The following is a 26916-nucleotide window of genomic DNA, read 5'->3' on the forward strand; positions in this document are numbered from 1 at the left end:
TTGAGGAAACGTGATCAGTGGCTGGCAGCTCCCCTCGGGGCGGGACTGGCCGCCGCCCTGCTCACCGGCTGCGGCAGTGAGGACGGGGACGCGGCGGGCACCGGCGAGCACGTGGTCATGGGGATGTCGGACGAGGTGCTCGCCACCGACCCGGCGTCCGGCTACGACCCCGGCTCCTGGCTGCTGTTCAACAACGTCTTCCAGTCGCTGCTGAGCTTCCCGAAGGGCAGCACCACCCCGCAGCCGGAGGCGGCGGAGAAGTGCTCCTTCAAGGACAACACCAGCCGGGTCTACTCGTGCACGCTGAGGAACGACCTGACGTTCACCAACGGCCATCCGCTCACCTCCGAGGACGTCAAGTACTCCTTCGAGCGCACCAAGCGGATCAATGACCCGAACGGCCCGGCGCTGATGCTCACCTCCATCGGGAGCATCGACACCCCGGACAAGCGGACCGTCGTCTTCCATCTGAAGGACTCCGACGCGACCTTCCCGCAGAAGATCGCCTCCGGTGCCGGGTCCATCGTCGACCACCAGGAGTACCCCGCCGACAAGCTGCGCACGGACCACAAGGCGGTCGGCTCCGGCGTCTACAAGCTGGACTCCTTCACCAAGAAGGAGGCGGACTTCTCCGTCAACGGCGGCTACCGGGGGCCCGCCAAGCCGAAGAACTCCGGGCTGACCCTGAAGTTCTTCCACGGCGAGCAGGCGCGGCTGAAGTCCGCCGTGCAGAAGGGCGATGTGGACCTCGCCTACCGCGGGCTGGCCATGCGCGACCTCGCCGACCTCCAGGCGCAGAGCCTCGGCGGCGGCAAGAGCCTGAACGTGGTCGAGGGCACCGGCGCCGAGGTCCAGCACCTGGTCTTCAACATGAAGGACCCGGTGGCGGGCAAGCTCGGGGTGCGCAAGGCCATGGCGTACCTCATCGACCGCTCCACCCTGGTGCGGGACGTCTACAAGCGCACCGCCGAGCCGCTGTACTCGGTGGTCCCGGCCGGTATCACCGGCCACAACACCGCCTTCTACGACAAGTACGGCGACCGCCCGCAGCCCGAGAAGGCCAAGCAGGCGCTGCGGGACGAGGGGATCAACGGCAAGGTCAAGCTGACCCTGTGGGGCACCCCGATCCGCTACGGCCCCGGCACCGTCCCGGGCCTGCGCCGGATCGCCGAGCAGCTCAACGCCAGCGGGCTGTTCGACGTCGATGTGAAGAGCGCGGACGTCGCCACGTACGAGAAGGGCGTCGCCGGCGGGAAGTACGGCGTCTATGTGAAGGGCTGGGTGCCCGACTACCCGGACCCGGACAACTTCGTCGCCCCGTTCTTCGGCGCCGGCAACGTCCTGGCCAACCACTACACCTCGCCGCGGCTGACCGCGCAGCTCATCCCCGCCACCGCCGAGCAGCCCAGCCGTGAGGCCACGGTCGGCGACTTCCAGCGGATCCAGGACATCATCGCCGACGAGCTGCCGATGCTCCCGCTGTGGCAGGGCAAGCAGTACGCGGTGGCCCAGGACGACATCACCGGGCTGCAGTGGACCCTCGACGCCTCGACGGTCTTCCGCTTCTGGGAGATCGGCAAGTCGTCCGACGGCTGACGGACCGACGGGGACGACCGGCCGGTCGGCCGGTCGTCGTCCCGCCCGAGCCGCCCCGGCGACGCCTACTGCGCGCCGGGGCGGACCAGCCCGCTCTCGTAGGCGTAGACGGCGGCCTGCACCCGGTCGCGCAGCCCCAGCTTGGTCAGCACATGGCCCACATGTGTCTTGACCGTGGTCTCGCTGACGAACAGATCGGCGGCGATCTCCGCGTTGGACAGCCCCCGGGCCACCAGCTTCAGCACCTCGACCTCGCGCTCGGTCAGCGTGTGCAGGGTGTCCGGCACCGGCTCCTCGCCCGACGGCAGATGCCCGGCGTACTTGTCCAGCAGCCTGCGGGTGATGCTGGGCGCCAGCATCGCCTCGCCCGCCGCCACCACGCGGATGGCCTGCACCAGCTCGGTGGCGGGCGCGTCCTTCAGCAGGAAGCCACTGGCTCCGGCGCGCAGCGCCTCCACCACGTACTCGTCCAGGTCGAAGGTGGTCAGCACCAGCACCTTGGCCGGGCCGTCCCGCCCCGGACCGGTGATCTGACGGGTCGCCTCCACGCCATCCATCCGCGGCATCCGGATGTCCATCAGGACCACATCGGGCTGGAGTGCCCGCACCTGATCGAGGGCCTGCAGACCGTCCCCGGCCTCACCGACGACCGCCAGGTCCTGCTCCGCCTCCAGGATCATCCGGAAGCCAGTGCGCAGCAGCGGTTGATCATCGACCAGTAGGACGCGGATCGCCACGGGAACTCCTTCTCCTAGACCGCGTCCATTCTGCCCGCCCGTCACCCACCACCACCCTCAGGGGGCGCTACGCGGCTGCCTCAATTCTGCACAGGCACCACCGCCAGCGGATACGGCGGCGGCGTACCCCCGAATTCCGGACAGTGTGCCTGGTGATCGCACCAGCCGCAGAGCCTCGTCTGCCGGGGCACGAACGCACCGGTCTCCGTGGCCAGCCGGATCGCCTCCCACAGGGCCAGCACCTTGCGCTCCACGGCCCGCAGATCCCGCTCCTCCGGGTCGTACGTCAGCACATCGCCGCTGCCCAGGTAGACGAGCTGGAGCCGCCGCGGGATCACCCCGCGCAACCGCCACAGCACCAGGGCGTAGAACTTCATCTGGAACAGGGCCTCGCCCGCGTACTGCGGCGCGGGGGCCTTGCCGGTCTTGTAGTCCACGATCCGCACATCACCGGTGGGAGCGATGTCGATCCGGTCGATGATTCCACGGAGCGTCAGCCCGGACTCGAGCTCTGTCTCCACGAACAGCTCGCGCTCCGCGGGCTCCAGACGGGTCGGATCCTCCAGCGAGAACCACTGCTCCACCAGCGTCTGGGCGCCCGTCAGCCACTCGGCCAGCCGGTCCGGCGCCGGAGCGCCGTCCTCCTCCTGGAACAGCTCCGCCAGCTCCGGCTTGGCCGCCAGCAGCCGCTCCCACTCGCCCGGCACCATCGCCCGGGCCCGCGGCGCGGTGCGGTCGGCGGCCGGGGCGTCGAAGAGCCGCTCCAGCACCGCGTGGACCACCGTGCCGCGGGTGGCCGCCGCGCTGGGCTTCTCCGGCAGTTTGTCGATCACTCGGAAGCGGTACAGCAACGGGCACCGCATGAAGTCGGCCGCCCGTGAGGGTGACAACGAGGCGGCGGGGCCGGACTTCGGTGGCCCGTCGGAGGGTTCGGCCTTCCCGGTGGTGGTTCCCATGGCGAAGACCCTACGACCCGCCACCGACAGCCGGACGCATACCATCGACGTTCGAGCCCCCGGCACTGCATGATCGTGGGGACCGTATCAAAAAGAAGGGTGCGACCGAGCATCCGACGAGGGGACACCGTGGACAACAGCGGGCAGCGGCAGTCCGACAACGGGGAATCGGACCGCGCGACCGAGCCCGAGGGCGGCAAGCAGCCGCGCCCACGCGACGTGGGCGGCGGCTTTCTCATGGGCCGGCCCTTCGGCGTGCCCGTGTACGTCTCGCCGAGCTGGTTCCTGGTCGCCGCCCTCATCACCTGGGTCTTCGGCGGCCAGCTCGACCGGGTGCTGCCCGATCTCGGCGCCGCCCGCTATCTGGTCTCGCTCTTCTTCGCGGTGGCCTTCTACGCCTCGGTGCTGGTGCACGAGCTCGCCCACACCGTGGCCGCGCTCCGCTTCAAGCTGCCGGTGCGCCGGATCCAGCTCCAGTTCTTCGGCGGGGTCTCGGAGATCGAGAAGGAGACCGAGACCCCCGGCCGGGAGTTCGTGCTCGCCTTCGTCGGCCCGCTGCTCTCCCTGGTCCTGGCGGGCGTGTTCTACCTCGGCATGATGGTCGTGGAGCCCGGCACCGTGCCCGGGGTGCTGCTCGCCGGGCTGATGATCTCCAACCTGATCGTGGCCGTGTTCAACCTGCTGCCCGGGCTGCCGCTGGACGGCGGGCGGATGCTGCGCGCCGTCGTCTGGAAGCTCAGCGGCCGGCCCATGACCGGAACCGTCGCCGCCGCCTGGAGCGGCCGCGCGCTCGCCGTCGCGGTGCTCGTCGGACTGCCGCTGCTCACCCAGGCGGGCGGGCTCGGCGAGGAGCCCAAGAGCTTCGGCAGCGTCGACTCGCTCACCGACGCGCTGCTGGCCGCCATACTCGCCGCGATCATCTGGACCGGCGCGGGCAACAGCCTGCGGATGGCCCGGCTGCGGGAGCGGCTGCCGGACCTGCGCGCCCGTACGCTCACCCGGCGCGCCGTCCCCGTGGCGGCCGACACCCCGCTCTCCGAGGCGCTGCGCCGGGCGAACGAGGCGGGGGCCCGGGCCCTGGTCGTGGTGGACGGCCACGGCTCCCCGACCGCCGTGGTGCGCGAGTCGGCCATCGTGGGGATCCCCGAGCACCGCCGCCCCTGGGTCGCGGTCAGCGGTCTCGCCCAGGACCTCAAGGACGGCATGCGGGTCTCCGCCGAGCTCACCGGCGAGGAACTGCTGGACACCCTGCGGGCCACCCCCGCCACCGAGTACCTGGTGGTCGAGGAGACCGGCGAGATCTACGGGGTGCTCTCCACGGCCGACGTCGAGCGCGCCTTCGTGGCGGCCATGGCCAGGACCCCCTCGGGCCCCTCCTGAGGCCCCGGGCGTGGTCCGGGCACGGCGAAGTGCCCGGTAGGCTGTTCACATGTCCGAACCGACCGGTGCCGCCCGCCGTCGCGGGCCCTTCCAGGTCGGGGACCAGGTCCAGCTCACCGACCCCAAGGGACGCCACTACACCTTCACGCTCGAGTCCGGGAAGAACTTCCACACCCACAAGGGATCCTTCCCCCATGACGAGCTGATCGGTGCCCCCGAGGGAACCGTCGTGCGCACCACGGGAAACGTCGCGTATCTCGCGCTGCGCCCCCTGCTCCCCGACTATGTCCTGTCCATGCCACGCGGCGCCGCCGTGGTCTACCCCAAGGACGCGGGGCAGATCCTGGCGATGGCCGATATCTTCCCCGGCGCACGTGTCGTCGAGGCGGGCGTCGGCTCCGGCTCGCTCTCCACCTTCCTGCTGCGGGCCATCGGCGACCAGGGCATGCTGCACTCCTACGAGCGCCGGGCCGACTTCGCCGAGATCGCCGCCCAGAACGTCGAGCGCTACTTCGGCGCCCCGCACCCCGCCTGGCGGCTCACCGTCGGCGACCTCCAGGACAACCTCAGCGACACCGACGTGGACCGCGTGATCCTGGACATGCTCGCGCCCTGGGAGTGCCTGGAGCCGGTGTCCAAGGCGCTCGTCCCCGGCGGCATCCTGTGCGCGTACGTCGCCACCACCACCCAGCTCGCCCGCACCGTGGAGGCCATCCGCGAGCACGGCACCTTCAACGAGCCGTCCGCCTGGGAGACCATGGTGCGCACCTGGCACGTGGAGGGCCTGGCGGTACGGCCCGACCACCGCATGATCGGCCACACCGGCTTCCTGCTCACCGCCCGCCGGCTCGCGGACGGTGTGGAGCCCCCGATGCGCCGCCGCAGGCCCGCCAAGGGTGCCTACGGCGAGGACTACGTGGGCTGGGGCACGGCCAAGGACACCGGCACGGCCAAGGACGGTGGCACCGCCAAGGACACCGGCTCCGCCAAGGACGCCGGTGCCACGGACGCCTCAGGAGGCGACAGGCGCCCCTCCGGCGGCCAGGACGCCCCCTCCGGCGACGCCTGACGGCCGTCCGGGACCCGTCCGATGGCCACCTGAGGCCCGTCCGACGGAAACCGGCGCCACAACGGCTCGGCGCGGCCACCGAATTCCCCGTGTGAGGGCGGTGGCCGCGCCCCTGTGAGATGTGGCACGATGCGGGTCATCTCCCGCCTCAGCCCCTCACATGGAGTCATCCCGCGTGCAGCCTCTGGGCCAGGATCTCGCGCACACCCACCCCCGTCCGGTGCACTGGGTGGCGACCGCGGCCGCCGTGGCCGCCGTCATCGCCGGAGGGTCGTTCTTCCAGCCCTCGGACGCCAAGGCCACCACGTCCACCGCCGCCTCCGCACCGGGCACCGGGGCGCTCCCGGCGGCCAAGGCCCCCGACCCCCGCGCCGCGGAATATCCGATGGACTGCGGACGGGCCCGGCCCGACGTCATCGACCGGGGCTCGGCGGACCTGGACGGGGACGGGCGGCCGGAGACCGTCGCCGTGGTGCGCTGCCCGACCGCTTTCGGTACCCCGCCCAGCGGCGTCTATGTGCTCTCCCAGCCGGCCGACCACGCGGGCGCCGCGCCCCGCGTGGTGGCCACCTTCGTGGATCCGAAGGAAGGGATGAGCATCAGCGATTTCGCGGTGCGCGGAAAGAAGGTTTCGGCCACGTTGCTGGGATACTCGTCGGCCAAGGTCCCGCGGTGCTGTCCGGATCTGCAGCGCAAGGTCAACTGGCGGTGGCGGGACGGAAAGTTCGTACTGAAGGCGCTGCCGGTCCCGGGGAGTGTGTGAGCGGTTACGCGCGGTGTGTCACTCCGCGTCGGGTCCGTAGAGCTCGACCCGGTCCGTGACGCGGCGTACATGGATGCAGTCGCCGGGGCACTCCTTGGCGGAATCCCTGACCTCGGTCAGCAGGGCCAGGGGCACCGGGGTGGTCGCGCCCTTCTCCTGCAGCAGCTCATCGTCGGCGCTCTTGACGTAGGCTAGACCGTCGATGTCGAGTTCGAAGACCTCGGGAGCGTACTGGGCGCAGATGCCGTCCCCGGTGCACAGATCCTGGTCGATCCAGACCTCAAGATCGCCGAGTTCCTCGTTCCGCACGGTGTGCCCCCTGCTGTTCCTTCGATACGCGATTCAACATTGTCTAAATATCGCCAACCCTGACGGGTGTTGACCGTGTCGACGATACAACCGCTCGCTTTCCGATGTTGTTGGGTGGGTATTCACCTGGCGTGAGGGAGTGCGCAAGGGTGAAGATCGGACACACGCCGACCGGGTTTGTGATCTAGGGGTTTCAACCCGCACCGGCCCAGGTAGGGTCAGGAAGCGTCCAGCTCCCCTTGGAGGAGGTGAGGACCGTGGCAGCCCACGACGACGACATCAACCGCGGCATCCGGCCGGGGCGGGGGTCTGACGACCCTGCCGGCCAGGTTGCCTATCTCGAGCAGGAAATCGCCGTCCTGCGCCGCAAGCTCGCCGACTCTCCGCGTCATACGAGGATTCTCGAAGAGCGGATCGTCGAGCTGCAGACCAATCTGGCGGGAGTCTCCGCACAGAACGAGCGGCTCGCGAACACACTCCGTGAGGCCCGCGACCAGATCGTGGCCCTCAAGGAGGAGGTCGACCGGCTCGCACAGCCGCCGGCCGGTTTCGGAGCCTTTCTGCAGGCGAACGAGGACGGTACGGCCGACATCTTTACCGGGGGCCGTAAACTCCGGGTGAATGTCAGCCCAAGCGTCGAGCTCGACGACCTCAAGCGCGGCCAGGAGGTCATGCTCAACGAGGCGCTCAATGTGGTCGAGGCCATGGAGTTCGAGCGCGCCGGGGACATCGTCACCCTCAAGGAGGTCCTTGAGGACGGCGAGCGCGCCCTGGTGATCGGGCACACCGACGAGGAGCGGGTGGTGCGGCTGGCGGAGCCGCTGCTGAGCACCACCATCCGGCCCGGTGACGCCCTGCTGCTCGAGCCCCGGTCCGGCTATGTCTACGAGGTGGTACCGAAGAGCGAGGTCGAGGAGCTCGTCCTCGAAGAGGTGCCGGACATCGACTACAACAAGATCGGCGGTCTGGGAAACCAGATCGAGCTGATCCGCGACGCGGTCGAGCTCCCGTATCTCTACCCCGACCTCTTCAAGGAGCACGAACTGCGGCCGCCCAAGGGTGTGCTCCTGTACGGCCCGCCCGGCTGCGGCAAGACGCTGATCGCCAAGGCCGTGGCCAACTCCCTTGCCAAGAAGGTCGCCGAGGTGACCGGCAAGCCCGCGGGGAAGAGCTTCTTCCTCAACATCAAGGGCCCCGAGCTGCTCAACAAGTACGTCGGCGAGACGGAGCGGCACATCCGGCTGGTCTTCCAGCGGGCTCGGGAGAAGGCCAGCGAGGGCACGCCCGTCATCGTCTTCTTCGACGAGATGGACTCCCTCTTCCGCACCCGTGGCTCCGGGGTCAGCTCGGACGTGGAGAACACCATCGTCCCCCAGCTGCTCTCCGAGATCGACGGTGTGGAGGGCCTGGAGAACGTGATCGTCATCGGTGCCTCCAACCGCGAGGACATGATCGACCCGGCGATCCTGCGCCCCGGCCGCCTCGATGTGAAGATCAAGATCGAGCGTCCGGACGCCGAGGCCGCCAAGGACATCTTCTCGAAGTACCTGACGGAGTCCCTGCCCATCCACACGGACGACCTCTCCGAGCACGGCGGGTCGCCGAAGGCCGCGATCGGCGGGATGATCCAGTCGGTGGTCGAGCAGATGTACACCGAGTCCGAGGAGAACCGCTTCCTGGAGGTCACCTACGCCAATGGCGACAAGGAAGTCCTCTACTTCAAGGACTTCAACTCCGGCGCCATGATCCAGAACATTGTGGACCGCGCTAAGAAGATGGCGATCAAGGACTTCCTGGACCACAACCAGAAGGGCCTTCGCGTCTCCCATCTGCTCGCCGCCTGCGTGGACGAGTTCAAGGAGAACGAGGACCTGCCCAACACCACGAACCCGGACGACTGGGCCCGGATCTCCGGTAAGAAGGGCGAGCGGATCGTCTACATCCGCACCCTGGTCACCGGTAAGCAGGGCGCGGACACCGGACGCTCCATCGACACGGTGGCGAACACCGGTCAGTACCTGTAACACCGCGGTCCGGCTGCGGATGTCCTGGACGGGGCATCCGCAGCCGGATGCGCTTTTCGGACCGCATTCTTCGTATGAGTCCTACGAGCCCGACCGGAGCAATGACTGAAATGATCTCCGCAGCACCGCTTGGCCGTTCTAGGCTCTTCGGTACCGCAGTATCGCGGCACGGGGGATCGGGGCCCGCGGATGGACCGGGAGCGCAGCGGTACTTGAGCGCCGATCCCAGCCGGGGGCGGCGCCGGGCAAGGAGGGCCGCATGACCGTACGGCGCGTGATGGGAATCGAGACGGAGTACGGGATCTCCGTCCCGGGGCACCCGAACGCCAATGCCATGCTCACCTCATCCCAGGTCGTCAACGCCTACGCGGCGGCGATGCACCGGGCGCGCCGCGCCCGCTGGGACTTCGAGGAGGAGAACCCGCTGCGGGACGCCCGCGGATTCGACCTCGCACGCGAGTCCGCCGACGCCAGCCAGCTCACGGACGAGGACATCGGCCTGGCCAATGTGATCCTCACCAATGGCGCGCGGCTCTATGTGGACCACGCCCACCCCGAGTACTCCGCCCCCGAGGTCACCAACCCCCGGGACGCGGTGCTCTGGGACAAGGCGGGTGAGCGCGTCATGGCCGAGGCCGCGCTGCGCGCCGCCGAGCTGCCCGGCGGCCAGCCCATCCACCTCTACAAGAACAACACCGACAACAAGGGCGCCTCCTACGGCACGCACGAGAACTACCTGATGAAGCGGGAGACCGCCTTCTCGGACATCGTGCGCCACCTGACGCCCTTCTTCGTCTCCCGCCAGGTCGTCACGGGCGCGGGCCGCGTCGGCATCGGCCAGGACGGCCATGAACACGGCTTCCAGATCAGCCAGCGGGCGGACTACTTCGAGGTCGAGGTCGGCCTGGAGACCACGCTCAAGCGCCCGATCATCAACACCCGGGACGAGCCGCACGCCGACGCCGAGAAGTACCGCCGGCTCCACGTGATCATCGGCGACGCCAACCTCTCCGAGCTGTCGACGTACCTCAAGCTGGGCACCACCGCCCTGGTGCTGTCGATGATCGAGGACGGCTTCATCGCCGTGGACCTCGCGGTGGACCAGCCGGTGCGCACCCTGCACCAGGTCTCGCACGACCCGACCCTGCGCCGTCTCGTCACGCTGCGCAGCGGCCGTACGCTCACCGCGGTGCAGCTCCAGATGGAGTACTTCGAGCTCGCCCGCAAATACGTCGAGGACCGCTACGGCGCGGACGCCGACGAGCAGACCCGGGACGTCCTGACCCGCTGGGAGGACGTGCTGAACCGGCTGGAGCGCGACCCCATGAGCCTGTCCGGCGAGCTGGACTGGATCGCCAAGCGGGAGCTGCTCGAGGGCTACCGCCGCCGCGACGCCCTGGAGTGGGACGCGGCCCGGCTCCACCTGGTGGACCTCCAGTACGCCGACGTGCGCCCCGACAAGGGCCTGTACAACCGGCTGGTGGCCCGCGGCAAGATGAAGCGGCTGCTGGACGACCAGGACATCGCACGCGCCCAGAACAAGCCCCCGGAGGACACCCGCGCCTATTTCCGCGGCCGCTGCCTGGAGCAGTACGCGGACGACGTGGCCGCGGCCTCCTGGGACTCGGTGATCTTCGACCTGCCGGGTCGTGACTCTCTGCAACGGGTCCCCACCCTGGAGCCCCTGCGCGGCACCCGCAACCACGTCAAGGAGTTGCTGGACCGCTGCCGCACGGCCGAGGACCTGGTCCGGGTGCTGTCCGGAGGCTGAAATGCCCTTGGGCCGGGAATCATCGAGGTGGCCTCCGTGCGTTGTAGCGAGTGGGAGGCCGATGTCGGACCCTGCTTGTAGGGTCTGATCTTGAGACCGATCGAATCAGCGGGCGAACCGAGCGGGGTGAGGGAAATGGCGACCAAGGACACCGGCGGCGGTCAGCAGAAGGCGTCGCGCTCGACCGAAGAGGTCGAGGAGCAGACGCAGGACGCACAGGCCGCGGACGACCTCAAGGAGCGGCAGGAGAAGCTCTCGGACGACGTCGACTCCGTGCTGGACGAGATCGACGACGTGCTCGAGGAGAACGCGGAGGACTTCGTGAGGTCTTTCGTCCAGAAGGGCGGGCAGTAAAGCGCGTCTTCTCCGTCCTGCGTCCCCGCGAAGGGGACGCAGGACGGATGACTTCCATGGCCAGGGGTATGGTCCGTGCATCATTTCAAGATCTGGTGGAAGGAAACGTGTGGAAGCCAACACTCGTAGCACAGGGCGTCTGCCGGCTGCCTTCCTGACGCCCGGCTCCTCGTCGTTCATGGACTTCCTGGGCGAGCACTCGCCCGAGCTGCTTCCGGGGAACCGTCCGCTGCCCGCGGTGCAGGGCGCCATCGAGGCCCCCCACGGCACCACCATCGTGGCGGTGACCTTCTCCGGCGGCGTGGTGCTCGCCGGTGACCGCCGCGCCACCATGGGCAATGTCATCGCGCAGCGGGACATCGAGAAGGTCTTCCCCGCCGATGAGTTCTCGGCGGTCGGGATCGCGGGGACCGCCGGTATCGCGGTGGAGATGGTGAAGCTCTTCCAGCTCGAGCTGGAGCACTTCGAGAAGGTCGAGGGCACCGTGCTCTCGCTCGAGGGCAAGGCGAACAGGCTGTCGACCATGATCCGCGGCAACCTCGGCATGGCGATGCAGGGCCTTGCCGTGGTCCCGCTCTTCGCGGGGTGGGACGTCGACCGGGAGAAGGGCCGCATCTTCTCCTACGACGTGACCGGGGGGCGTTCGGAGGAGCGCGGCTTCGCCGCCACCGGCTCGGGCTCGATGTTCGCCCGGGGCGCGCTCAAGAAGCTCTATCGCGAGGATGCGACCGAGGAGCAGGCCGCCACGACCGTGCTCCAGGCGCTCTATGACGCAGCCGACGACGATTCGGCCACCGGAGGGCCGGATCTCGCCCGCCGCATTTATCCGATCATCACCTCCCTCACCGAGGACGGTTTCAAGCGGTTCAGCGAGGACGAGGTGTCCGAACTGGCCCGCGCCATCCATGAGCGGCGCCTCGAAGAGCCGGACGGCCCCCGCGCCGCCCTGCTCTGATCAGGACGGTCCAACCGGAATGCATTCGCCGATGACAGAAGGGACGGACAGCCGGTGACGACGCCGTTCTATGTTTCTCCTCAGCAGGCCATGGCCGACCGCGCGGAATACGCCCGTAAGGGCATCGCACGCGGCCGCAGCGTGGTCGTGCTGCAGTACGCCGACGGCATCGTCTTCGTTGCGGAGAACCCGTCCCGCGCGCTGCACAAGGTCAGCGAGATCTATGACCGGATCGCCTTCGCGGCGGTCGGTAAGTACAACGAATTCGAGAATCTGCGCATCGGCGGTGTCCGTTACGCCGATCTGCGTGGCTACACCTATGACCGCGAGGATGTCACGGCCCGCGGGCTGGCGAATGTCTACGCCCAGACGCTGGGCACGATCTTCTCCAGCGCCGCCGAGAAGCCGTACGAGGTCGAGCTGATCGTCGCCGAGGTCGGGGAGGGCCCCGAGGACGACCAGATCTACCGGCTGCCGCACGACGGCTCCATCGTGGACGAGCACGGCTCGGTCGCCGTCGGTGGCAACGCCGACCAGATCAGCAGCTATCTCGACCAGCGCCACCGGGACGGCATGACCCTGGCCGAGGCCCTCAAGCTGGCCGTCGACTCGCTCTCCCGCGACAACAACGGCGGGGAGCGCAGCCTCACCGCCGAGCAGCTCGAGGTCGCGGTCCTGGACCGCACCCGCCCCCAGAAGCGCAAGTTCAAGCGCGTCCTGGGCCGCCAGCTCTCCCGGCTCCTGGAGCCCGGAGAGGGCGGGGCCGACGCGGAGGCGCCGGCCGAGTCCTCGGAGGAGTCCTCCTCGGAGTCCGAGGACTGACCCACCCGCCGCCGTTTCGTCTCAACGCCCACCGCCGCCCCGGCCCACCGGGGCGGCGGTGGGCGTTCATGGGGCTGTCGGGGCCCGCGGGCGACCGTGGCGACGGCCCGTCCCCCGCGCCGACCGTGGCGACGGCCCGCCTGCGAGCCGGCTCGGAGCCGCGCGGTGGCTCCGAGCCCGGTCAGCAGCGCGGGGGAGGAGCCGTGGAGCCCCTGGGGACCAGCTCGACCGGCAGCACGGTGTCCTGGGGCCTCTCGCCGTCCAGGAGCGTCATCAGGGCCCGCATACCGGCCGCGCCCACCGCCTCCGCCGGGAGCCGGACCGTGGTGAGCTCCGGCTCCACCGCCGTGGCCAGGGCCAGATCGTCGAAGCCGGTCACCGAGATGTCGTCCGGGATCCGCAGCCCCAGTCGCCGGGCCGCCTTGCAGGCGCCCGCGGCCAGGATGTCGTCGTCGCAGACGAGCGCGGTCGGCCGGGGCCCTGGGCGGGCCAGGACGCGCTCGGCGGCCCGGCGGCCCTCCTCGACGGTCAGCCTCGCCGGTTCGGCGCTCAGCGCGGTGCCCGGGACCCCGCCCACCGCCTCCGCCAGGGCCCGGGCGCGGACCCGGAAGGTCCAGGAGTCCACCGCCGCCGCGAGATGGGCCACCCGGCGGTGCCCGAGCCCCAGCAGATGCCCGGCCACCTGCCGCGCCCCGTCCGCGATGTCCAGGTTGACCGTGGCCGCCGCGGCCGCGTCGTCCGGGTCGCTGTCGAGCATCACCAGCGGCAGTCCGCCGCCGCGCACCGCGACCAGCGCGTCGGCCGCCATGGAGGAGGCGATCACCCCGTCCAGCGAGGCGCGCGCCGAGTCGAACGGGTCCCGGGCCGGGCCCACGCCCTCGGGGGACGGATAGAGCACCACACCGAAGCCGTGGTCGGCGGCGACCCGCTCGGCGCCGGTGTAGACGCGGGCGAAGAACTCGTTCGTGAGGGCGGGCACCACCAGCAGCACGGTCCTGGTGCGCCCCAGGCGGAGGCTGCGGGCCGCGAGATTGGGGCGGTAGCCCAGATCCCGCGCGGCGGCGCGCACGGTCTCCACGGTGCGCTCGGAGACCCGTCCGGGCCACTTCTCCCCGAGCACCAGGGACACGGTCGCCTGGGACACGCCCGCCGCGCGCGCCACGTCCCGGCTCGTCGCCCGCCCCGCCGCCGGGCGTCCCGCGGCCGCCCCGCCACCGCCCGGAGCCGCCCCGCCACCGCCCGGAGCCGCCCCGCCACCGCCCGGAGCCGCCCCGCCACCGCCCGGAGCCGCCCCGCCGCCGCCCGGGCCCCCGCGCCGCGCGGACTCACGCGTCCGGCCGGTTCCCCGGGAATCTTCCCCGGCGGCCCCGCCCGCCGCGTGGGCGCGGTCCGCGCTCGCCACCATCGCCTCCGCTCCCCTCGGTCGCCGTACGGCTCACCGACGGCTGCTCATTCCGGCCCGCGAGTGGACCCGCGGTGGCGGCCATGGTACGTATGACGCTGGACGTTATACGTACAACGTCCTTCACGACCCGCGACGCGCTCGCGGTAACCCACCAAACCCGCGGGAAGGGGCAGGCAATGGCGGCTGGCTACGGGGAACTGCTGCGCACTCCGCACGCGGCACGGCTGCTCACCGGCACGCTGCTGGGACGGCTTCCGAACGCCACCGCCGCCCTCGCCGTGCTGCTCTTCGCCCGTGCCGAGGGCGGCAGCTACGCCCTCGCCGGGGCGCTGTCGGCCGTCTACGGCGCGGCCAACGCGGTGGGCCAGCCGCTGCTGGGCCGGGCCGTGGACCGCCTCGGCCAGCCCCGGGTGATGCTCCCCGCCGCCGTGGCCTCCGCGCTCGGGATGGTCCTGTTCGCCGTCGTCGGGCTCGAGCCGCTGCCCGTGGCGTACGCGGCGATGCTGATCGCCGGGCTGTTCACCCCGCCGCTGGAGGGCGGGCTGCGGGCGCTGTGGCCCACGGTGCTGCGGCGCGAGGACCAGGTGCACGCCGCGTACGCGCTGGACGCCGTGGCCCAGGAGGTGATGTTCGCCGTCGGCCCGCTGCTGGTCACCCTGTCCGTGGCCGTGTGGTCCGAGGCGGCCGCGCTGCTGGGCATCAACGCCGTCGGGGTCGCGGGCGCGCTCTCCGTCGTGGTCTCGCGGCCCTCGCGGCAGTGGCGCTCCGCGCCGCGCGAGGCGCACTGGCTGGGCGCGCTGCGCTCACCCGGGCTGCTGGTGCTGCTCGGCTCGTTCTTCTTCATCGGGCTCGCCCTCGGCGCCATCGCGGTGGCCGCGGTGGCGTACGCCGACGAGCACGGCGGCGGCGTGGTCTCCAGCGCGCTGCTCTCCGCCCTCGGCGTGGGCGCGCTGGTCGGCGGCATCGTCTACGGCGGCCGCACCTGGCCCGGCGCGCCCGAACGGCGGCTGCGGCTGCTCGTGGCCGCGCTGGCGCTGGGCTATCTGCCGCTGATACTGGTGCCGGGCGTCGTCCCGATGACCGTCCTCGCCGGGGTGGCGGGCGTGTTCCTCGCCCCGGCGCTGGCCTGCGCCTTCGTCGTGGTGGACCGCCATGCGCCGTCCGGCACGGTCACCGAGGCGTTCTCCTGGCTGGTGACCACCTTCGTGGTGGGCAACGCGGCCGGCACCGCCGTGGCCGGGCCCGCGGTCCAGCTCGGCGGGGTGGTCCCCGGATTCGCGGTGCCGGCGGCCGGTGGCGCGGCCGCGCTGGCGGTGCTGCTGGCGGCCCAGCGGCCCCTCCTGGACGGGCCACGCCCCGTCGTCCAGCCGACCGCGCACCGAACACCGGATGAACCTCGTGCGGAAAATGATCGCAACCATGCCGCCGAACCCGGTTTCAGAGCACGCCATCAGGCGTAATGTTCAGGCATGGACCGCCGCATTTTCGGGCTGGAGAACGAGTACGGCGTCACGTGCACATTCAGGGGACAGCGCCGGTTGTCTCCTGACGAAGTGGCGCGGTACCTCTTCCGCCGTGTCGTCTCCTGGGGCCGCAGCAGCAATGTCTTCCTGCGCAACGGCGCCCGCCTCTATCTCGACGTGGGCTCACACCCGGAATACGCGACACCCGAGTGTGACAACGTGACCGAGCTGGTCACGCACGACAAAGCGGGCGAGCGCATTCTCGAGGGTCTGCTCGTGGACGCGGAGCGCCGCCTGCACGAGGAGGGAATCGCGGGCGACGTCTATCTCTTCAAGAACAACACCGACTCCGCGGGCAACTCCTACGGCTGCCACGAGAACTATCTGGTGGCACGGCACGGGGAGTTCTCCCGGCTCGCCGACATTCTCATCCCGTTCCTGGTGACGCGGCAGCTGTTGTGCGGCGCGGGCAAGGTCCTCCAGACCCCCCGCGGCGCGGTCTACTGCGTCAGCCAGCGCGCCGAGCACATCTGGGAGGGCGTCAGCTCCGCCACGACCCGCTCCCGGCCGATCATCAACACCCGCGACGAACCCCACGCCGACGCCGAGCGCTACCGTCGGCTGCACGTCATCGTGGGCGACTCCAACATGTCCGAGACCACCATGCTGCTCAAGGTCGGCGCCACCGACCTGGTGCTCCGCATGATCGAGGCGGGCACGGTCATGCGCGACCTGACCCTGGAGAACCCCATCCGGGCGATCCGCGAGGTCAGCCACGACATCACCGGGCAGCGCAAGGTGCGGCTCGCCAGCGGGCGCGAGGCGTCCGCCCTGGAGGTGCAGCAGGAGTACTACGAGAAGGCCGTCGACTTCTGCGAGCGCCGGGGCATCCGCACCGGCATGGTCGAGCGCGTCCTCGAGCTGTGGGGGCGCACGCTGGACGCGATCCGCACCGAGGAGCTCGACCGGATCGGCACCGAAATCGACTGGGTGATGAAGTACCAGCTCATCGAGCAGTACCGGGCGAAGAACAACATCACCATGTCGCATCCCCGCATCGCCCAGATAGACCTCGCCTACCACGACATCCACCGCCGCCGCGGCCTCTACTACCTGCTGGAGAGGCGCGGCCAGGCGGCCCGGGTCTGCAACGACTTGAAAATCTTCGAGGGCAAGTCGGTGCCACCGCAGACCACCCGCGCCCGGCTGCGCGGCGACTTCATCCGCCGGGCCCAGGAGCAGCGCCGCGATTTCACCGTCGACTGGGTGCATCTGAAGCTCAATGACCAGGCGCAGCGCACCGTGCTGTGCAAGGACCCGTTCCGCTCGGTCGACGACCGGGTGGAGAAGCTGATCGCCGGTATGTGACCGGCGTACGGCTTACCTTCTCCTCGGGCCCCGTGCGTTCTGCGTACGGGGCCCGAGTCACGTCGTAGAGTGGCGCGCATTGGCCATTGAAGATCTACCTAACGAGGACTCCGTGCGTCGACGCTCCGTACTCCTTGCCGTGCCCGCGGGCCTGCTGACACTCGCGGGCTGCGGTGACGAAAAGTCAGGGTCAGACAAGACCAAGCCGTCCCAGGAGCCGACGAACCAGAGTCCCTCACCGGCCCCCAGTGGCAAGATCGTCTCCGGACCGGTGCCGCCCATTACCGCGGGTAAGAAGTTCGGTGAGAAACCGAAGGTCGCCAAGGGCACGGGGAAGCCGCCGAAGGATCTCGCGGTCAAGACGATCAGCCAGGGCGACGGCAGGAAGACGGTCAAGGGCGACTGGCTCCAGATCAACTACCTGGCGCAGATCTGGGACACCGGGAAGGTCATCGACAACACCTTCGACAAGAAGAAGACCGCCGCCTTCCCCATCGGCAAGGGCCAGGTCCTCCCGGGCTGGGACCAGGGACTGCTCGGCCGCAACCTCGGCAGCCGGCTGGAGCTGGCCGTCCCGCCCGCGTACGCCTACGGCAAGCAGGGCCAGCCGCAGGCCGGTATCAAGGGCACCGACACGCTGGTCTTCGTCATCGACCTGGTCGGCGCCTACAACGCCAAGAGCTCGGCCAAGGGCAAAAAGGTGGAGCAGACCGACGCCGACCTGCCCAAGGTGTCCGCCAACACCGACGGCAAGGCGCCCAGCATCACCGTCCCCAAGAAGTCCGCGCCGAAGAAGCTGGTCTCCAGTTACGTCATCGAGGGTGACGGCAAGGAGGTCAAGAAGACCGACGCGCTGCTCGTCCAGTACAAGGGCGTGCTGTGGGACGGCGGCAAGGAGTTCGACTCCACCTACAAGCGCGGCGAACTCGCCCAGTTCTCGCTCCAGCAGGTCGTCAAGGGCTGGTCGCAGGGGCTGACCGGGAAGAAGGTGGGCAGCCGGGTGCTGATCGTCGTGCCCCCGGACCTGGGCTACGGCAAGGCGGCCCAGAAGGGCATCCCCGCCAACTCCACGCTGGTGTTCTCCGTGGACATCCTGGCGGTTCTGTAGCCTGTGCGGGTTGCCCACCACGTCACAAGGAGCAATTTCGTGAGCATCGAGAAGCCCGAGGTCGACTTCCCGGGCGGCGAGCCGCCGGCCGAGCTGGAGATCAAGGACATCTGGGAGGGCGACGGGCCCGCGGCCAAGGCCGGCGACAACATCGCCGTGCACTATGTGGGCGTCTCCTTCAGCACGGGTGAGGAGTTCGACGCGAGCTACAACCGCGGCACCCCGCTGCGGATCCAGCTCGGCGTGGGCCAGGTCATCTCCGGCTGGGACCAGGGTCTGCAGGGGATGAAGGTCGGCGGCCGCCGCCAGCTCATCATCCCGCCGCACCTCGGCTACGGCGACCGGGGCGCCGGTGGTGGCCGGATCAAGCCGGGCGAGACGCTGATCTTCGTCTGCGACCTGGTCTCCGTCTGAGACGGCCGTCCGTCGCGCCGAGGGCTCCTGCCGGTGAGCAGGGGCCCTCGGCTTTTACCGTGCGCCCCCGTAGCGGTACCGTCACGTCGTTAAGGTCACGAGGAAAGGGCGTCGATGGCGATTGCCAAGGCCGAGCGGCTGATGAACCTGGCCCTGTGCCTGCTGGGAACGCGGCGTCCGCTGACCAAACGGGAGTTGCGGGGCTCCATAGAGGCGTACCTCCAGACCGACACGGCCAACGACGAAGCGTTCAACCGCATGTTCGAACGCGACAAGGACGATCTGCGGGAACTCGGCCTGATCATCGAGACGGTGGAGGGCCTCGACGGCGAGATCGGCTATCTCGCCCGCCGGGACAGCAATCGCCTTCCGCCGATCACCCTCGACGCCGAGGAAGCCGCCGCCCTCGGCCTCGCCGCCAAGGTCTGGCAGCAGGCCCGGCTCGCGGGCGCCGCCAGCGGTGCCCTGCAGAAGCTGCGCGCCGCCGGCATGCCGGTCGCCGAGGACCCGTACGACACGCCCGGGCACAGCGCGCTGGAGCCGCGCATCCCGGTCCATGAGAGCGCCTTCGAGCCGCTGATGCTCGCCTGCCGCGACCGCCGCCCCGTCGTCTTCGACTACCGCAAGGCGAACGCCGCGCGCCCCGAGCAGCGGCAGGTCGAGCCCTGGACCCTGGAGTGCTGGCGCGGCCACTGGTATCTCGCCGGATGGGACCGTGAGCGCGCCGCCGAGCGGGTCTTCCGGCTCTCCCGGATCACCGGCCGGGTCCGGCTGCGGTCCGGCGCGTTCACCGCCGAGGTGCCCGACCACGTCACCGTCCGGGAGACCGTGGAGAGCTGGGCGGGCGAGACCGCCAACGGCACCGCGCGGATCCGGCTGCGCTCGGGCCACGGCTATCCGCTGCGGGCGAAGGCGCTGTCCACCCGGGCGGCCGACGACGGCTGGGACGAGCTGGAGATTCCCTACGGGCACGGCCTGGACGCCTGGCTCGTGGAGTTCGGCCCGGACGTGGTCGTACTGGCGCCCGAGGAACTGCGGGCGGATGTCGTGGACCGGCTGCGCGCGGTCGCCAAGGGCTGAGGGGACGGATCGACTTCACCATGGCCGGAAACGCCATTGACCAGACCCGGCGGATGCTTTCCCTGGTGACGTATCTGCGCGAGCGCCCCGGCGCCCGCGTCGCCGACGTCGCCCGGGCCTTCGGCATCAGCGAGGACGAGCTGATCGCCGACCTGGATGTGCTGCCGCTGTGCGGCACCAGCTTCCGCGGCGGCGATCTGATGGACATCGACACCGACGGAGAGCGGATCTGGTGGCACAACCCCGATGACGTGGCCGAGCCGCTGCGGCTGGCCGCCGACGAGGCCACCGCGCTGCTGGTCGCCGCCCGCGCCGTCGCCACCCTCTCCGGGCTGCGCGAGGGCGACCGGGACGCGCTGCTGCGGGCCACCGCCAAGCTGGAGGCCGCGGCGGGCGAGGCGGCGGGCGCCAGCTCCCGGCTCTCGGTGATCTTCGAATCGGAGGGCGGGGTCTTCGCCGACGTCGACCGCGCCATCTCCGAGCGCCGCAGGCTGTGGCTGCGCTACTACTCACCCGCGCGTGACGAGATCACCGAGCGCGAGGTCGACCCGATCCGGCTCTTCGCCGTCGGCCGCACCTACATGGAGGCGTGGTGCCGCCTCTCCGAGGCGCGGCGGACCTTCCGGCTGGACCGGGTCGTCGAGATCAAGCTGCTGGACGACGCGTCCGATCCGCCCCCGATCGAGCTGCGCGACCTGTCGGAGCTGTCCTCCGCGCTGGTGCAGACCGGTGCCGAGGACCCCGAGGTGGTCGTCGAGGTCGGCCCCGGCGGGCGCTGGGTCGCCGAGTACTACCCGCACGACAGCGCGGACGAGCTGCCCGACGGCGGCCTCCGGATCACGCTGCGCGCGCCCGACCCCGGCTCGCTGCGGCGCCTGGCGCTGCGGCTGGGCCGGGACGGCAGGATCGTCTCGCCGCAGGAGCTGGCGGACAGCGCTCGGGACGCGGCGCGGCAGGCGCTCGCGGCGTACGGTGAGTGAAGGGACGCGCACAGTGACCGCACGGGGGAGTGCCACGTCGGTGGTCTTCAAGGCAGCCTGTCCGGAGTGCCGCGGCCGGTTCGAGCTGGCCGCGGGCGCCCTGCGGCTGGCCATCGGGGCCAGCGACCGCACCACCTTCTACTCCTTCACCTGCCCCGACTGCGGGACCGCGGTGCGCAAACCGGCAGGGGAGCGGATCGTGGAACTGCTCACCGGTGGCGGGGTGCGTACGCTGCGGCTGCACTCCACCGTCTAGGCTCTGCCGCATGCTCTGGCCGATGCTCGCCCTCGCCCTCGCCTTCTGCGGAATCGCCGTCCTCGCCGTGCTCTCGGCGCGGGTCTACGCGGAGGTCCGCAGGCTGGCCCGGCAGGTGTCGGACAGCTCGCAGCGGATCACCCGGGCCGCGGAGGACCTGGAGCGGGCCTCGGCTCCGCTGGGGTCGACCGTCGACGCGCTGCGTCGGCAGTGAGGGCCGCGCCGCGTCGGCGGTGAGGGTCGCCGCTGATGGGCACCCTGCTGCCCCACAGCCAAGCGGGGTACGCTGACATTTCGTGGCCCTGGAAACGAGGCGGAGGGCCGCAACCCGGAGTCCGCACGGGGATTGCTTACGGTTTACCCCCGCGCGCTACGATCGCTGACAGCACGGCTGCCGGACACCTGTCCGACCGGTCGGGCAGCCCCACCCCCAGCCGCCTCGGTGAGAAGGTAGACGCTTATGCTGTTCGGAAAGATCGGCGTTCCCGAGATTCTCCTCATCCTTGTCGTCGTGCTGCTGCTGTTCGGCGCCAAGAAGCTTCCGGACATGGCGCGCTCGCTGGGCAAGTCGGCCCGGATCCTCAAGAGCGAGGCGAAGGCCATGAAGTCGGACGGTCAGCAGCAGAGCGCGCCGGCCGACCCGCCCCACCCCGGTCAGGACGACGCCACTCACCGCACCATCCAGGCCGCGCCCGGAGACGTGACCAGCTCGCGCCCGGTGTCGGAGCCGAGCGACACCACCAAGCGCTGACCCAGGGCCACTTGAAGGCGGCGCGAAGGGCCGCCACCGGACGCACGAGATGAGGACGTGGGTTGCTCAAGTCTGCCCGCAAAAAGGAGAAGGACCCCGAGGGGCGGATGCCCCTCTCCGAGCACCTGCGTGAGCTGCGCAACCGGCTGCTCAAATCGGTCCTGGCGATCTGTGTGGTCACGATCATCGCGATGTTCTACTACATGGACATCGCGAAGTTCCTGATGCGGCCGGTCCTGGACGCCGTCGGCTGTGGCGGGGTCTCGTTCTCCGACCTCACGGGCAAGGGAGGCGAGGGGGGCAAGGGCCACGACTGCGCCTACTTCACCGTGAACGGTCTGCTGTCGCCGTTCACGATCATGCTGAAGGTCTCCTTCACGACCGGTCTGGTGGTGGCCACTCCGGTCTGGCTCTACCAGCTGTGGGCCTTCCTCGCGCCCGGACTGCACCGCAACGAGAAGAAGTACGGCCTGTTCTTCGTCGGGCTCGGCGTACCGCTCTTCGTCGGCGGCGCGTACTTCGCGTACCTGATCCTTCCGACCAGCGCCAAGGTCCTCATCGGCTTCACCCCGGAGGGGGCCAACAACCTCCTCCCACTGGACGACTTCCTCGATCTGCTCGCCCGGATGGTCGTCGTCTTCGGGCTCGCCTTCGAGCTTCCGCTGCTGCTGATCCTGCTGAACTTCACCGGCATCCTCAGCGGACGCCGGATGCTCGGCTGGTGGCGCGCCATGATCATGGGCATCACGGTCTTCGGCGCCATCGCCACTCCCAGCACCGACCCGATCGGCATGTTCGCCCTGGCCGGGCCGGTCGTCGTGCTCTATTTCGGCGCCGTCGGCGTCGCCCTGGTCAACGACCGGCGCAAGGCGCGCCGCAGGGCCGCCGACCCGGACTTCGGCCTGAGCGACGACGAGGCGTCCCAGCTGGACCTGACCCCCGAGGCCGTGGCCGCGCCCAGCGCCGTGCCGGAGCTCACCGACGGGGACGACTCCGGCCCCGCACGGCGCAACGGCTACGACGACGTCACGTAGCCGTACCCGACCGTACGCTGCCGTATCCGGTCATATCCGAGTACCCGGTCATACCCGCCCGCCTGCGGCCGCCCATCGGGCGGCCCGGTGGGCGGCTCGGCGAGCGGCACGGTCCGGCGGGCCGAACAAAGCCCCGATAAAGATCGCGTGCGCTGTCGGAGGTGGCCGGTAGGCTCGTAGATACGATGACCGACGAGCTATCTCCCGCCGAGCGCTATGCGGCGTCCCGCGCCCGGGCCGCCGAGCAGGCCACCGCGCTGGCCCCCTTCCGCGAGATGTACGACTTCGAGCTGGACCCGTTCCAGATCGAGGCGTGCAAGGCCCTGGAGAGCGGCAAGGGCGTGCTGGTCGCCGCTCCCACCGGCTCGGGCAAGACCATCGTGGGCGAGTTCGCCGTCCACCTGGCGCTGACCCAGGGCCGCAAGTGCTTCTACACCACGCCCATCAAGGCGCTGTCCAACCAGAAGTACACCGACCTGGTGAAGCGCTACGGCGCCGACCAGGTCGGCCTGCTCACCGGGGACAACAGCGTCAATTCCGAGGCCCCGGTGGTCGTGATGACCACCGAGGTGCTGCGGAACATGCTCTACGCCGGCTCCCAGTCGCTGCTCGGCCTCGGCTATGTGGTGATGGACGAGGTCCACTACCTCTCCGACCGGTTCCGGGGCGCCGTCTGGGAGGAGGTCATCATCCACCTCCCCGAGTCGGTGACGCTGGTGTCACTCTCCGCGACCGTCTCCAATGCCGAGGAGTTCGGCGACTGGCTGGACACCGTCCGCGGCGACACCGAGGTCATCGTCTCCGAGCACCGTCCGGTGCCGCTGTGGCAGCACGTGCTGGCCGGGCGCCGGATGTACGACCTGTTCGAGGAGAAGAGCGGCCGGGACGGCGACCAGGGCGGACGCCGCGAGGTCAACCCCGATCTGGTCCGGCTGGCCCGGATGGAGAACAGCCGCCCCAGCTTCGGCCGCGACAAGCGCCGCGGCCGCAATATGCGCGAGGCCGACCGGGAGCGCGAGCGCCGTCAGCGCAGCCGGATCTGGACCCCGGGCCGCCCCGAGGTGATCGACCGGCTCGATGCCGAGGGGCTGCTTCCGGCCATCACCTTCATCTTCAGCCGGGCCGGCTGCGAGACCGCCGTCCAGCAGTGCCTCCACGCGGGGCTGCGGCTCAACGACGAGTCGGCGCGCTCCCAGGTGCGGGCCATCGTCGAGGAGCGCACCGCCGGGATCCCCGACGAAGACCTCCATGTGCTGGGGTACTTCGAATGGCTGGAGGGCCTGGAGCGGGGCATCGCGGCCCACCACGCCGGAATGCTCCCCACCTTCAAGGAAGTTGTCGAGGAGCTCTTCGTCCGCGGCCTGGTCAAGGCGGTCTTCGCCACCGAGACCCTCGCCCTCGGCATCAACATGCCCGCCCGTTCGGTGGTGTTGGAGAAGCTCGTCAAGTGGAACGGCGAGCAGCACGTCGACATCACCCCCGGTGAGTACACCCAGTTGACCGGCCGCGCCGGGCGGCGCGGCATCGACGTCGAGGGCCATGCGGTGGTGCTGTGGCAGCGCACCATGGACCCCGCGGCGCTCGCCGGGCTGGCCGGCACCCGCACGTATCCGCTGCGCTCCTCCTTCAAGCCGTCGTACAACATGGCGGTCAACCTGGTCTCCCAGTTCGGGCGGCACCGCTCGCGCGAGCTGCTGGAGACCTCCTTCGCGCAGTTCCAGGCCGACAAGGCGGTCGTCGGGATCTCCCGCCAGGTGCAGCGCAACGAGGAGGGCCTCGAGGGCTACCGCGCCTCCATGACCTGCCACCTCGGCGACTTCGACGAGTACGCGCGGCTGCGCCGCGAGCTCAAGGACCGCGAGACCGAGCTGGCCCGGCAGGGCGCGGCCCAGCGGCGCGCGGCCGCCGCGGTCGCCCTGGAGAAGCTCCGCCCCGGCGATGTCATCCACGTGCCCACCGGCAAGTTCGCCGGGCTCGCCCTGGTGCTGGACCCCGGGCTGCCCGCCGGGCGGGTGGGCGGCCACCGCGGCATGGAGTACCACGACGGGCCGCGGCCCCTGGTGCTCACCGCCGAGCGGCAGGTCAAGCGGCTGGCGTCGATCGACTTCCCGGTCCCGGTCGAGCCGCTGGACAGGATGCGGATCCCCAAGTCGTTCAATCCGCGCAGCCCCCAGTCGCGCCGCGATCTGGCCTCCGCGCTGCGCACCAAGGCCGGCCACCACGATGTGCGGCGCCACCGCAAGGAGCGCTCGCCCGCCGCCGACGACACCGAGATCAGCCGGCTGCGCGCGGCCATCCGCGCCCACCCCTGCCACGGCTGCAGCGACCGCGAGGACCACGCCCGGTGGGGCGAGCGCTACCACCGGCTGCTGCGCGACACCCGGCAGCTGGAGCGGCGCATCGAGGGCCGTACGAACACCATCGCCCGCACCTTCGACCGGATCTGTTCCCTGCTGAGCGAGCTCGGCTATCTGCGCGGCGACGAGGTCACGGACGAGGGCAGACGGCTGGCGCGGCTGTACGGCGAGCTGGACCTGCTGGCCAGCGAATGCCTGCGCGAGGGCGTCTGGGAGGGGCTGCCCCCCGCCGAGCTCGCGGCCTGCGCCTCCGCGCTCGTCTACGAGGCGCGGACGGCCGATGACGCGCTGCCGCCCAAGCTGCCCACGGGCCGCGCCAAGGACGCGCTCGGCGAGATGGTGCGCATATGGGGGCGGCTGGACGCCCTGGAGGAGGAGCACAAGATCAACCAGGCCGAGGGCGTCGGCCAGCGCGAGCCGGACCTGGGCTTCGCCTGGGCCGCCTACCGCTGGGCCTCCGGCCACGGGCTCGACGAGGTGCTGCGCGAAATCGACATGCCCGCCGGTGACTTCGTGCGCTGGACCAAGCAACTGATCGATGTGCTCGGCCAGATCGCCGCGGCGGCCCCCGAGGGCACGGTGGCGCGCAGCGCCCGCCGTGCGGTCGACGGGCTGCTGCGCGGGGTCGTGGCGTACTCCTCGGTCGGCTGACCGGCGGCCCTCTCCATGGGGGCCGGGGTGCCCGTCAGACGGGGTCGTAGACGTAGGGCAGGGCGTTGCTGTTCCCGGCCGGGGTGTGGGCCACCACGTTCACCGTGCCGGGCGCCCCGCCCGGGGAGGTCGCGACCACCTGGGTGTCGGAGAACGCCGCGAACGAGGCCGGGACCCCGCCGAAGGTCACCGCGTCGGTGTAGGTGAGATTGCTGCCGTTCAGCACGACGGCGTCGCCCCCGGTGTCCGGGCCATGGGACGGGTTGAGGCTCGTCAGGACGGGCGCGCCGAGATAGGTGTAGTACGGATTCCCGGTGCCCGCCGTGCTGGTGCCGCCCGGTGTGGTGACCGTGACGACGACCGTGCCGGACCCGGCCGGGGCGGTCGCGGTCAGCTGGGTGTCGGAGACCACGGTGAAGGCGGTGGCCGGATTCCCCCCGAAGCTCACGGCGTTGGCGAGGGTCAGATTGCTGCCGAAGACGGTCACGGTGTTGGCCCCGGTGTCCGGACCGAAGTGCGGCGACAGCTCACTGACGGTGGGAGCGGCGAGATAGAGGTACGGCAGCGGATTGCTGGTCCCGCCGGCCGTGGTGACCGTGACATTGACCGACGACGGCGGCCCGGCGGGCGCGCTGACGGTGATCTGGGTGGCCGAATTGGTGAGGATCGTCGCCGAGTTGAGCCCGAACTTCACGGATGTGGCCCCGGTGAGGTTGCTGCCGGTGATGGTGACGGTGTTTCCGCCGGTGGTGGGTCCTGAGGTGGGGTTGAGGGTGGTGAGGGTGGGTGCGGGGGTGGTGGTGTAGGTGTAGGGGAGTGGGTTGCTGGTGCCGCCTGGGGTGGTGACGGTGACGTTGGTGGTGCCGGTGCCTGGGGGTGCGGTGGCGGTGATTTGGGTGGGGGTGTTGGTGAGGATGGTGGCGGGGGCGGCGCCGAAGAGGACTTGGGTGGCGCCGGTGAGGTTGGTGCCGGTGATGGTGACCGTATTGCCGCCGCCGGTGGAGCCCGAAGCCGGACTGAGCCCGGTGAGCACCGGAGCCGCGACCGTCGTATACGTGAAGAACACGTTCTGGGTGCTGGTCCCCGTCGGCCCCGTGATCGTGACCTTCACCGTGCCGCTCCCCGGCGGAGTTGTCGCCGTGATCTGCGTGTTGCTCACGACGACCACATTGGTGGCGAGATTCGGGCCGAACCTGACCACGGTGGCACCGGTGAAGCCGGAACCATTGATCGTGACAGGGGTGCCCCCGGCCGGATTGCCTTGTGCGGGGCTGACGCTGGTCACTACGGGGGCCATGATGCTCTACTCCTTC

At 70.4% G+C, this 26916-nt stretch carries 25 protein-coding genes; 20 read left to right on the forward strand and 5 right to left on the reverse strand.

Annotated features, from left to right (window positions below; genetic code table 11):
* Positions 1-1596: an ABC transporter substrate-binding protein gene (locus tag ACZ6TD_RS36865; protein WP_471345057.1), complete on the forward strand. Its 1596-nt coding sequence runs from the start codon at positions 1-3 to the stop codon at positions 1594-1596.
* 65 nt (positions 1597-1661) lie between these two features.
* Here ACZ6TD_RS36865 and ACZ6TD_RS36870 read toward each other — a convergent pair whose 3' ends face one another.
* Together ACZ6TD_RS36870 and ACZ6TD_RS36875 are read right to left on the reverse strand one after the other, a co-directional pair.
* A complete protein-coding gene (locus ACZ6TD_RS36870) occupies positions 1662-2333 on the reverse strand; it encodes a response regulator (protein ID WP_009719179.1) in 672 nt (223 codons plus the stop codon).
* Between the two features lie 80 nt (positions 2334-2413).
* A complete protein-coding gene (locus ACZ6TD_RS36875; RefSeq protein WP_471345058.1) occupies positions 2414-3289 on the reverse strand; it encodes a RecB family exonuclease in 876 nt (291 codons plus the stop codon).
* Positions 3290-3418: 129 nt separating this feature from the next.
* Here ACZ6TD_RS36875 and ACZ6TD_RS36880 point away from each other — a divergent pair, with 129 nt between their 5' ends.
* From ACZ6TD_RS36880 to ACZ6TD_RS36890, 3 genes are all read left to right on the forward strand, one after another.
* Positions 3419-4669: a site-2 protease family protein gene (locus ACZ6TD_RS36880; RefSeq protein ID WP_471345060.1), complete on the forward strand. Its 1251-nt coding sequence runs from the start codon at positions 3419-3421 to the stop codon at positions 4667-4669.
* A 49-nt stretch (positions 4670-4718) separates the two neighbouring features.
* Positions 4719-5738 (forward strand): tRNA (adenine-N1)-methyltransferase, encoded by a 1020-nt coding sequence (locus ACZ6TD_RS36885; protein ID WP_471345062.1) that lies wholly within the window; start codon positions 4719-4721, stop codon positions 5736-5738.
* A 175-nt stretch (positions 5739-5913) separates the two neighbouring features.
* Positions 5914-6501, forward strand: a complete 588-nt coding sequence (locus tag ACZ6TD_RS36890; protein WP_471345063.1) for a hypothetical protein — start codon at positions 5914-5916, stop codon at positions 6499-6501.
* 18 nt (positions 6502-6519) lie between these two features.
* On the opposite strand, the gene ACZ6TD_RS36895 is transcribed toward ACZ6TD_RS36890, so the two are convergent.
* Positions 6520-6810: a ferredoxin gene (locus ACZ6TD_RS36895; protein ID WP_471345065.1), complete on the reverse strand. Its 291-nt coding sequence runs from the start codon at positions 6808-6810 to the stop codon at positions 6520-6522.
* A 257-nt stretch (positions 6811-7067) separates the two neighbouring features.
* Here ACZ6TD_RS36895 and arc point away from each other — a divergent pair, with 257 nt between their 5' ends.
* From arc to prcA, 5 genes are all read left to right on the forward strand, one after another.
* Positions 7068-8834 carry a proteasome ATPase gene (arc, locus tag ACZ6TD_RS36900; RefSeq protein WP_137977258.1) on the forward strand — a complete coding sequence of 589 codons (1767 nt, stop codon included), beginning with the start codon at positions 7068-7070 and terminating at the stop codon, positions 8832-8834.
* A 259-nt stretch (positions 8835-9093) separates the two neighbouring features.
* Positions 9094-10605, forward strand: coding sequence for a depupylase/deamidase Dop (gene dop, locus ACZ6TD_RS36905; protein ID WP_471345067.1), 1512 nt, complete (start codon positions 9094-9096; stop codon positions 10603-10605).
* A 135-nt stretch (positions 10606-10740) separates the two neighbouring features.
* Positions 10741-10959: a ubiquitin-like protein Pup gene (locus tag ACZ6TD_RS36910; protein ID WP_020872584.1), complete on the forward strand. Its 219-nt coding sequence runs from the start codon at positions 10741-10743 to the stop codon at positions 10957-10959.
* A 109-nt stretch (positions 10960-11068) separates the two neighbouring features.
* Complete coding sequence (gene prcB / locus ACZ6TD_RS36915) at positions 11069-11914, forward strand: proteasome subunit beta (RefSeq protein WP_471345069.1); 846 nt, start codon at positions 11069-11071, stop codon at positions 11912-11914.
* A gap of 54 nt (positions 11915-11968) precedes the next feature.
* Positions 11969-12736, forward strand: coding sequence for a proteasome subunit alpha (gene prcA, locus ACZ6TD_RS36920; protein ID WP_471345071.1), 768 nt, complete (start codon positions 11969-11971; stop codon positions 12734-12736).
* Between the two features lie 181 nt (positions 12737-12917).
* Here prcA and ACZ6TD_RS36925 read toward each other — a convergent pair whose 3' ends face one another.
* Positions 12918-13898: a LacI family DNA-binding transcriptional regulator gene (locus ACZ6TD_RS36925; RefSeq protein WP_471358380.1), complete on the reverse strand. Its 981-nt coding sequence runs from the start codon at positions 13896-13898 to the stop codon at positions 12918-12920.
* Between the two features lie 419 nt (positions 13899-14317).
* Here ACZ6TD_RS36925 and ACZ6TD_RS36930 point away from each other — a divergent pair, with 419 nt between their 5' ends.
* The 11 genes from ACZ6TD_RS36930 to ACZ6TD_RS36980 all read left to right on the forward strand — a co-directional run bounded on the left by ACZ6TD_RS36930 (position 14318) and on the right by ACZ6TD_RS36980 (position 25603).
* On the forward strand, positions 14318-15601 hold the full coding sequence (locus ACZ6TD_RS36930) for an MFS transporter (protein ID WP_471345073.1): 1284 nt from the start codon (positions 14318-14320) through the stop codon (positions 15599-15601).
* 9 nt (positions 15602-15610) lie between these two features.
* Positions 15611-16972, forward strand: coding sequence for a Pup--protein ligase (pafA, locus tag ACZ6TD_RS36935; protein ID WP_037956452.1), 1362 nt, complete (start codon positions 15611-15613; stop codon positions 16970-16972).
* A gap of 112 nt (positions 16973-17084) precedes the next feature.
* The gene (locus ACZ6TD_RS36940) at positions 17085-18080 is read left to right on the forward strand and encodes an FKBP-type peptidyl-prolyl cis-trans isomerase (RefSeq protein WP_471345075.1); all 996 of its coding nucleotides are present in this window, start codon (positions 17085-17087) and stop codon (positions 18078-18080) included.
* 39 nt (positions 18081-18119) lie between these two features.
* Complete coding sequence (locus tag ACZ6TD_RS36945) at positions 18120-18494, forward strand: FKBP-type peptidyl-prolyl cis-trans isomerase (RefSeq protein ID WP_198271711.1); 375 nt, start codon at positions 18120-18122, stop codon at positions 18492-18494.
* Positions 18495-18608: 114 nt separating this feature from the next.
* A complete protein-coding gene (locus tag ACZ6TD_RS36950; RefSeq protein ID WP_470006660.1) occupies positions 18609-19574 on the forward strand; it encodes a helix-turn-helix transcriptional regulator in 966 nt (321 codons plus the stop codon).
* Between the two features lie 20 nt (positions 19575-19594).
* The gene (locus tag ACZ6TD_RS36955; RefSeq protein WP_471345077.1) at positions 19595-20554 is read left to right on the forward strand and encodes a helix-turn-helix transcriptional regulator; all 960 of its coding nucleotides are present in this window, start codon (positions 19595-19597) and stop codon (positions 20552-20554) included.
* Complete coding sequence (locus tag ACZ6TD_RS36960) at positions 20547-20810, forward strand: hypothetical protein (RefSeq protein ID WP_471345079.1); 264 nt, start codon at positions 20547-20549, stop codon at positions 20808-20810. Before ACZ6TD_RS36955 ends, ACZ6TD_RS36960 begins: the two co-directional genes overlap by 8 nt.
* A gap of 10 nt (positions 20811-20820) precedes the next feature.
* Complete coding sequence (locus ACZ6TD_RS36965; protein ID WP_471345080.1) at positions 20821-21024, forward strand: hypothetical protein; 204 nt, start codon at positions 20821-20823, stop codon at positions 21022-21024.
* Positions 21025-21273: 249 nt separating this feature from the next.
* Positions 21274-21561: a Sec-independent protein translocase subunit TatA gene (gene tatA / locus ACZ6TD_RS36970; protein WP_037956547.1), complete on the forward strand. Its 288-nt coding sequence runs from the start codon at positions 21274-21276 to the stop codon at positions 21559-21561.
* Positions 21562-21623: 62 nt separating this feature from the next.
* On the forward strand, positions 21624-22595 hold the full coding sequence (tatC, locus tag ACZ6TD_RS36975; RefSeq protein ID WP_470006668.1) for a twin-arginine translocase subunit TatC: 972 nt from the start codon (positions 21624-21626) through the stop codon (positions 22593-22595).
* A gap of 185 nt (positions 22596-22780) precedes the next feature.
* The gene (locus ACZ6TD_RS36980) at positions 22781-25603 is read left to right on the forward strand and encodes a DEAD/DEAH box helicase (RefSeq protein ID WP_471345082.1); all 2823 of its coding nucleotides are present in this window, start codon (positions 22781-22783) and stop codon (positions 25601-25603) included.
* A gap of 34 nt (positions 25604-25637) precedes the next feature.
* On the opposite strand, the gene ACZ6TD_RS36985 is transcribed toward ACZ6TD_RS36980, so the two are convergent.
* Positions 25638-26900, reverse strand: a complete 1263-nt coding sequence (locus ACZ6TD_RS36985; RefSeq protein ID WP_471345083.1) for an IPT/TIG domain-containing protein — start codon at positions 26898-26900, stop codon at positions 25638-25640.
* Positions 26901-26916: the final 16 nt, after the last annotated feature.

Source organism: Streptomyces yongxingensis, from assembly GCF_055597465.1.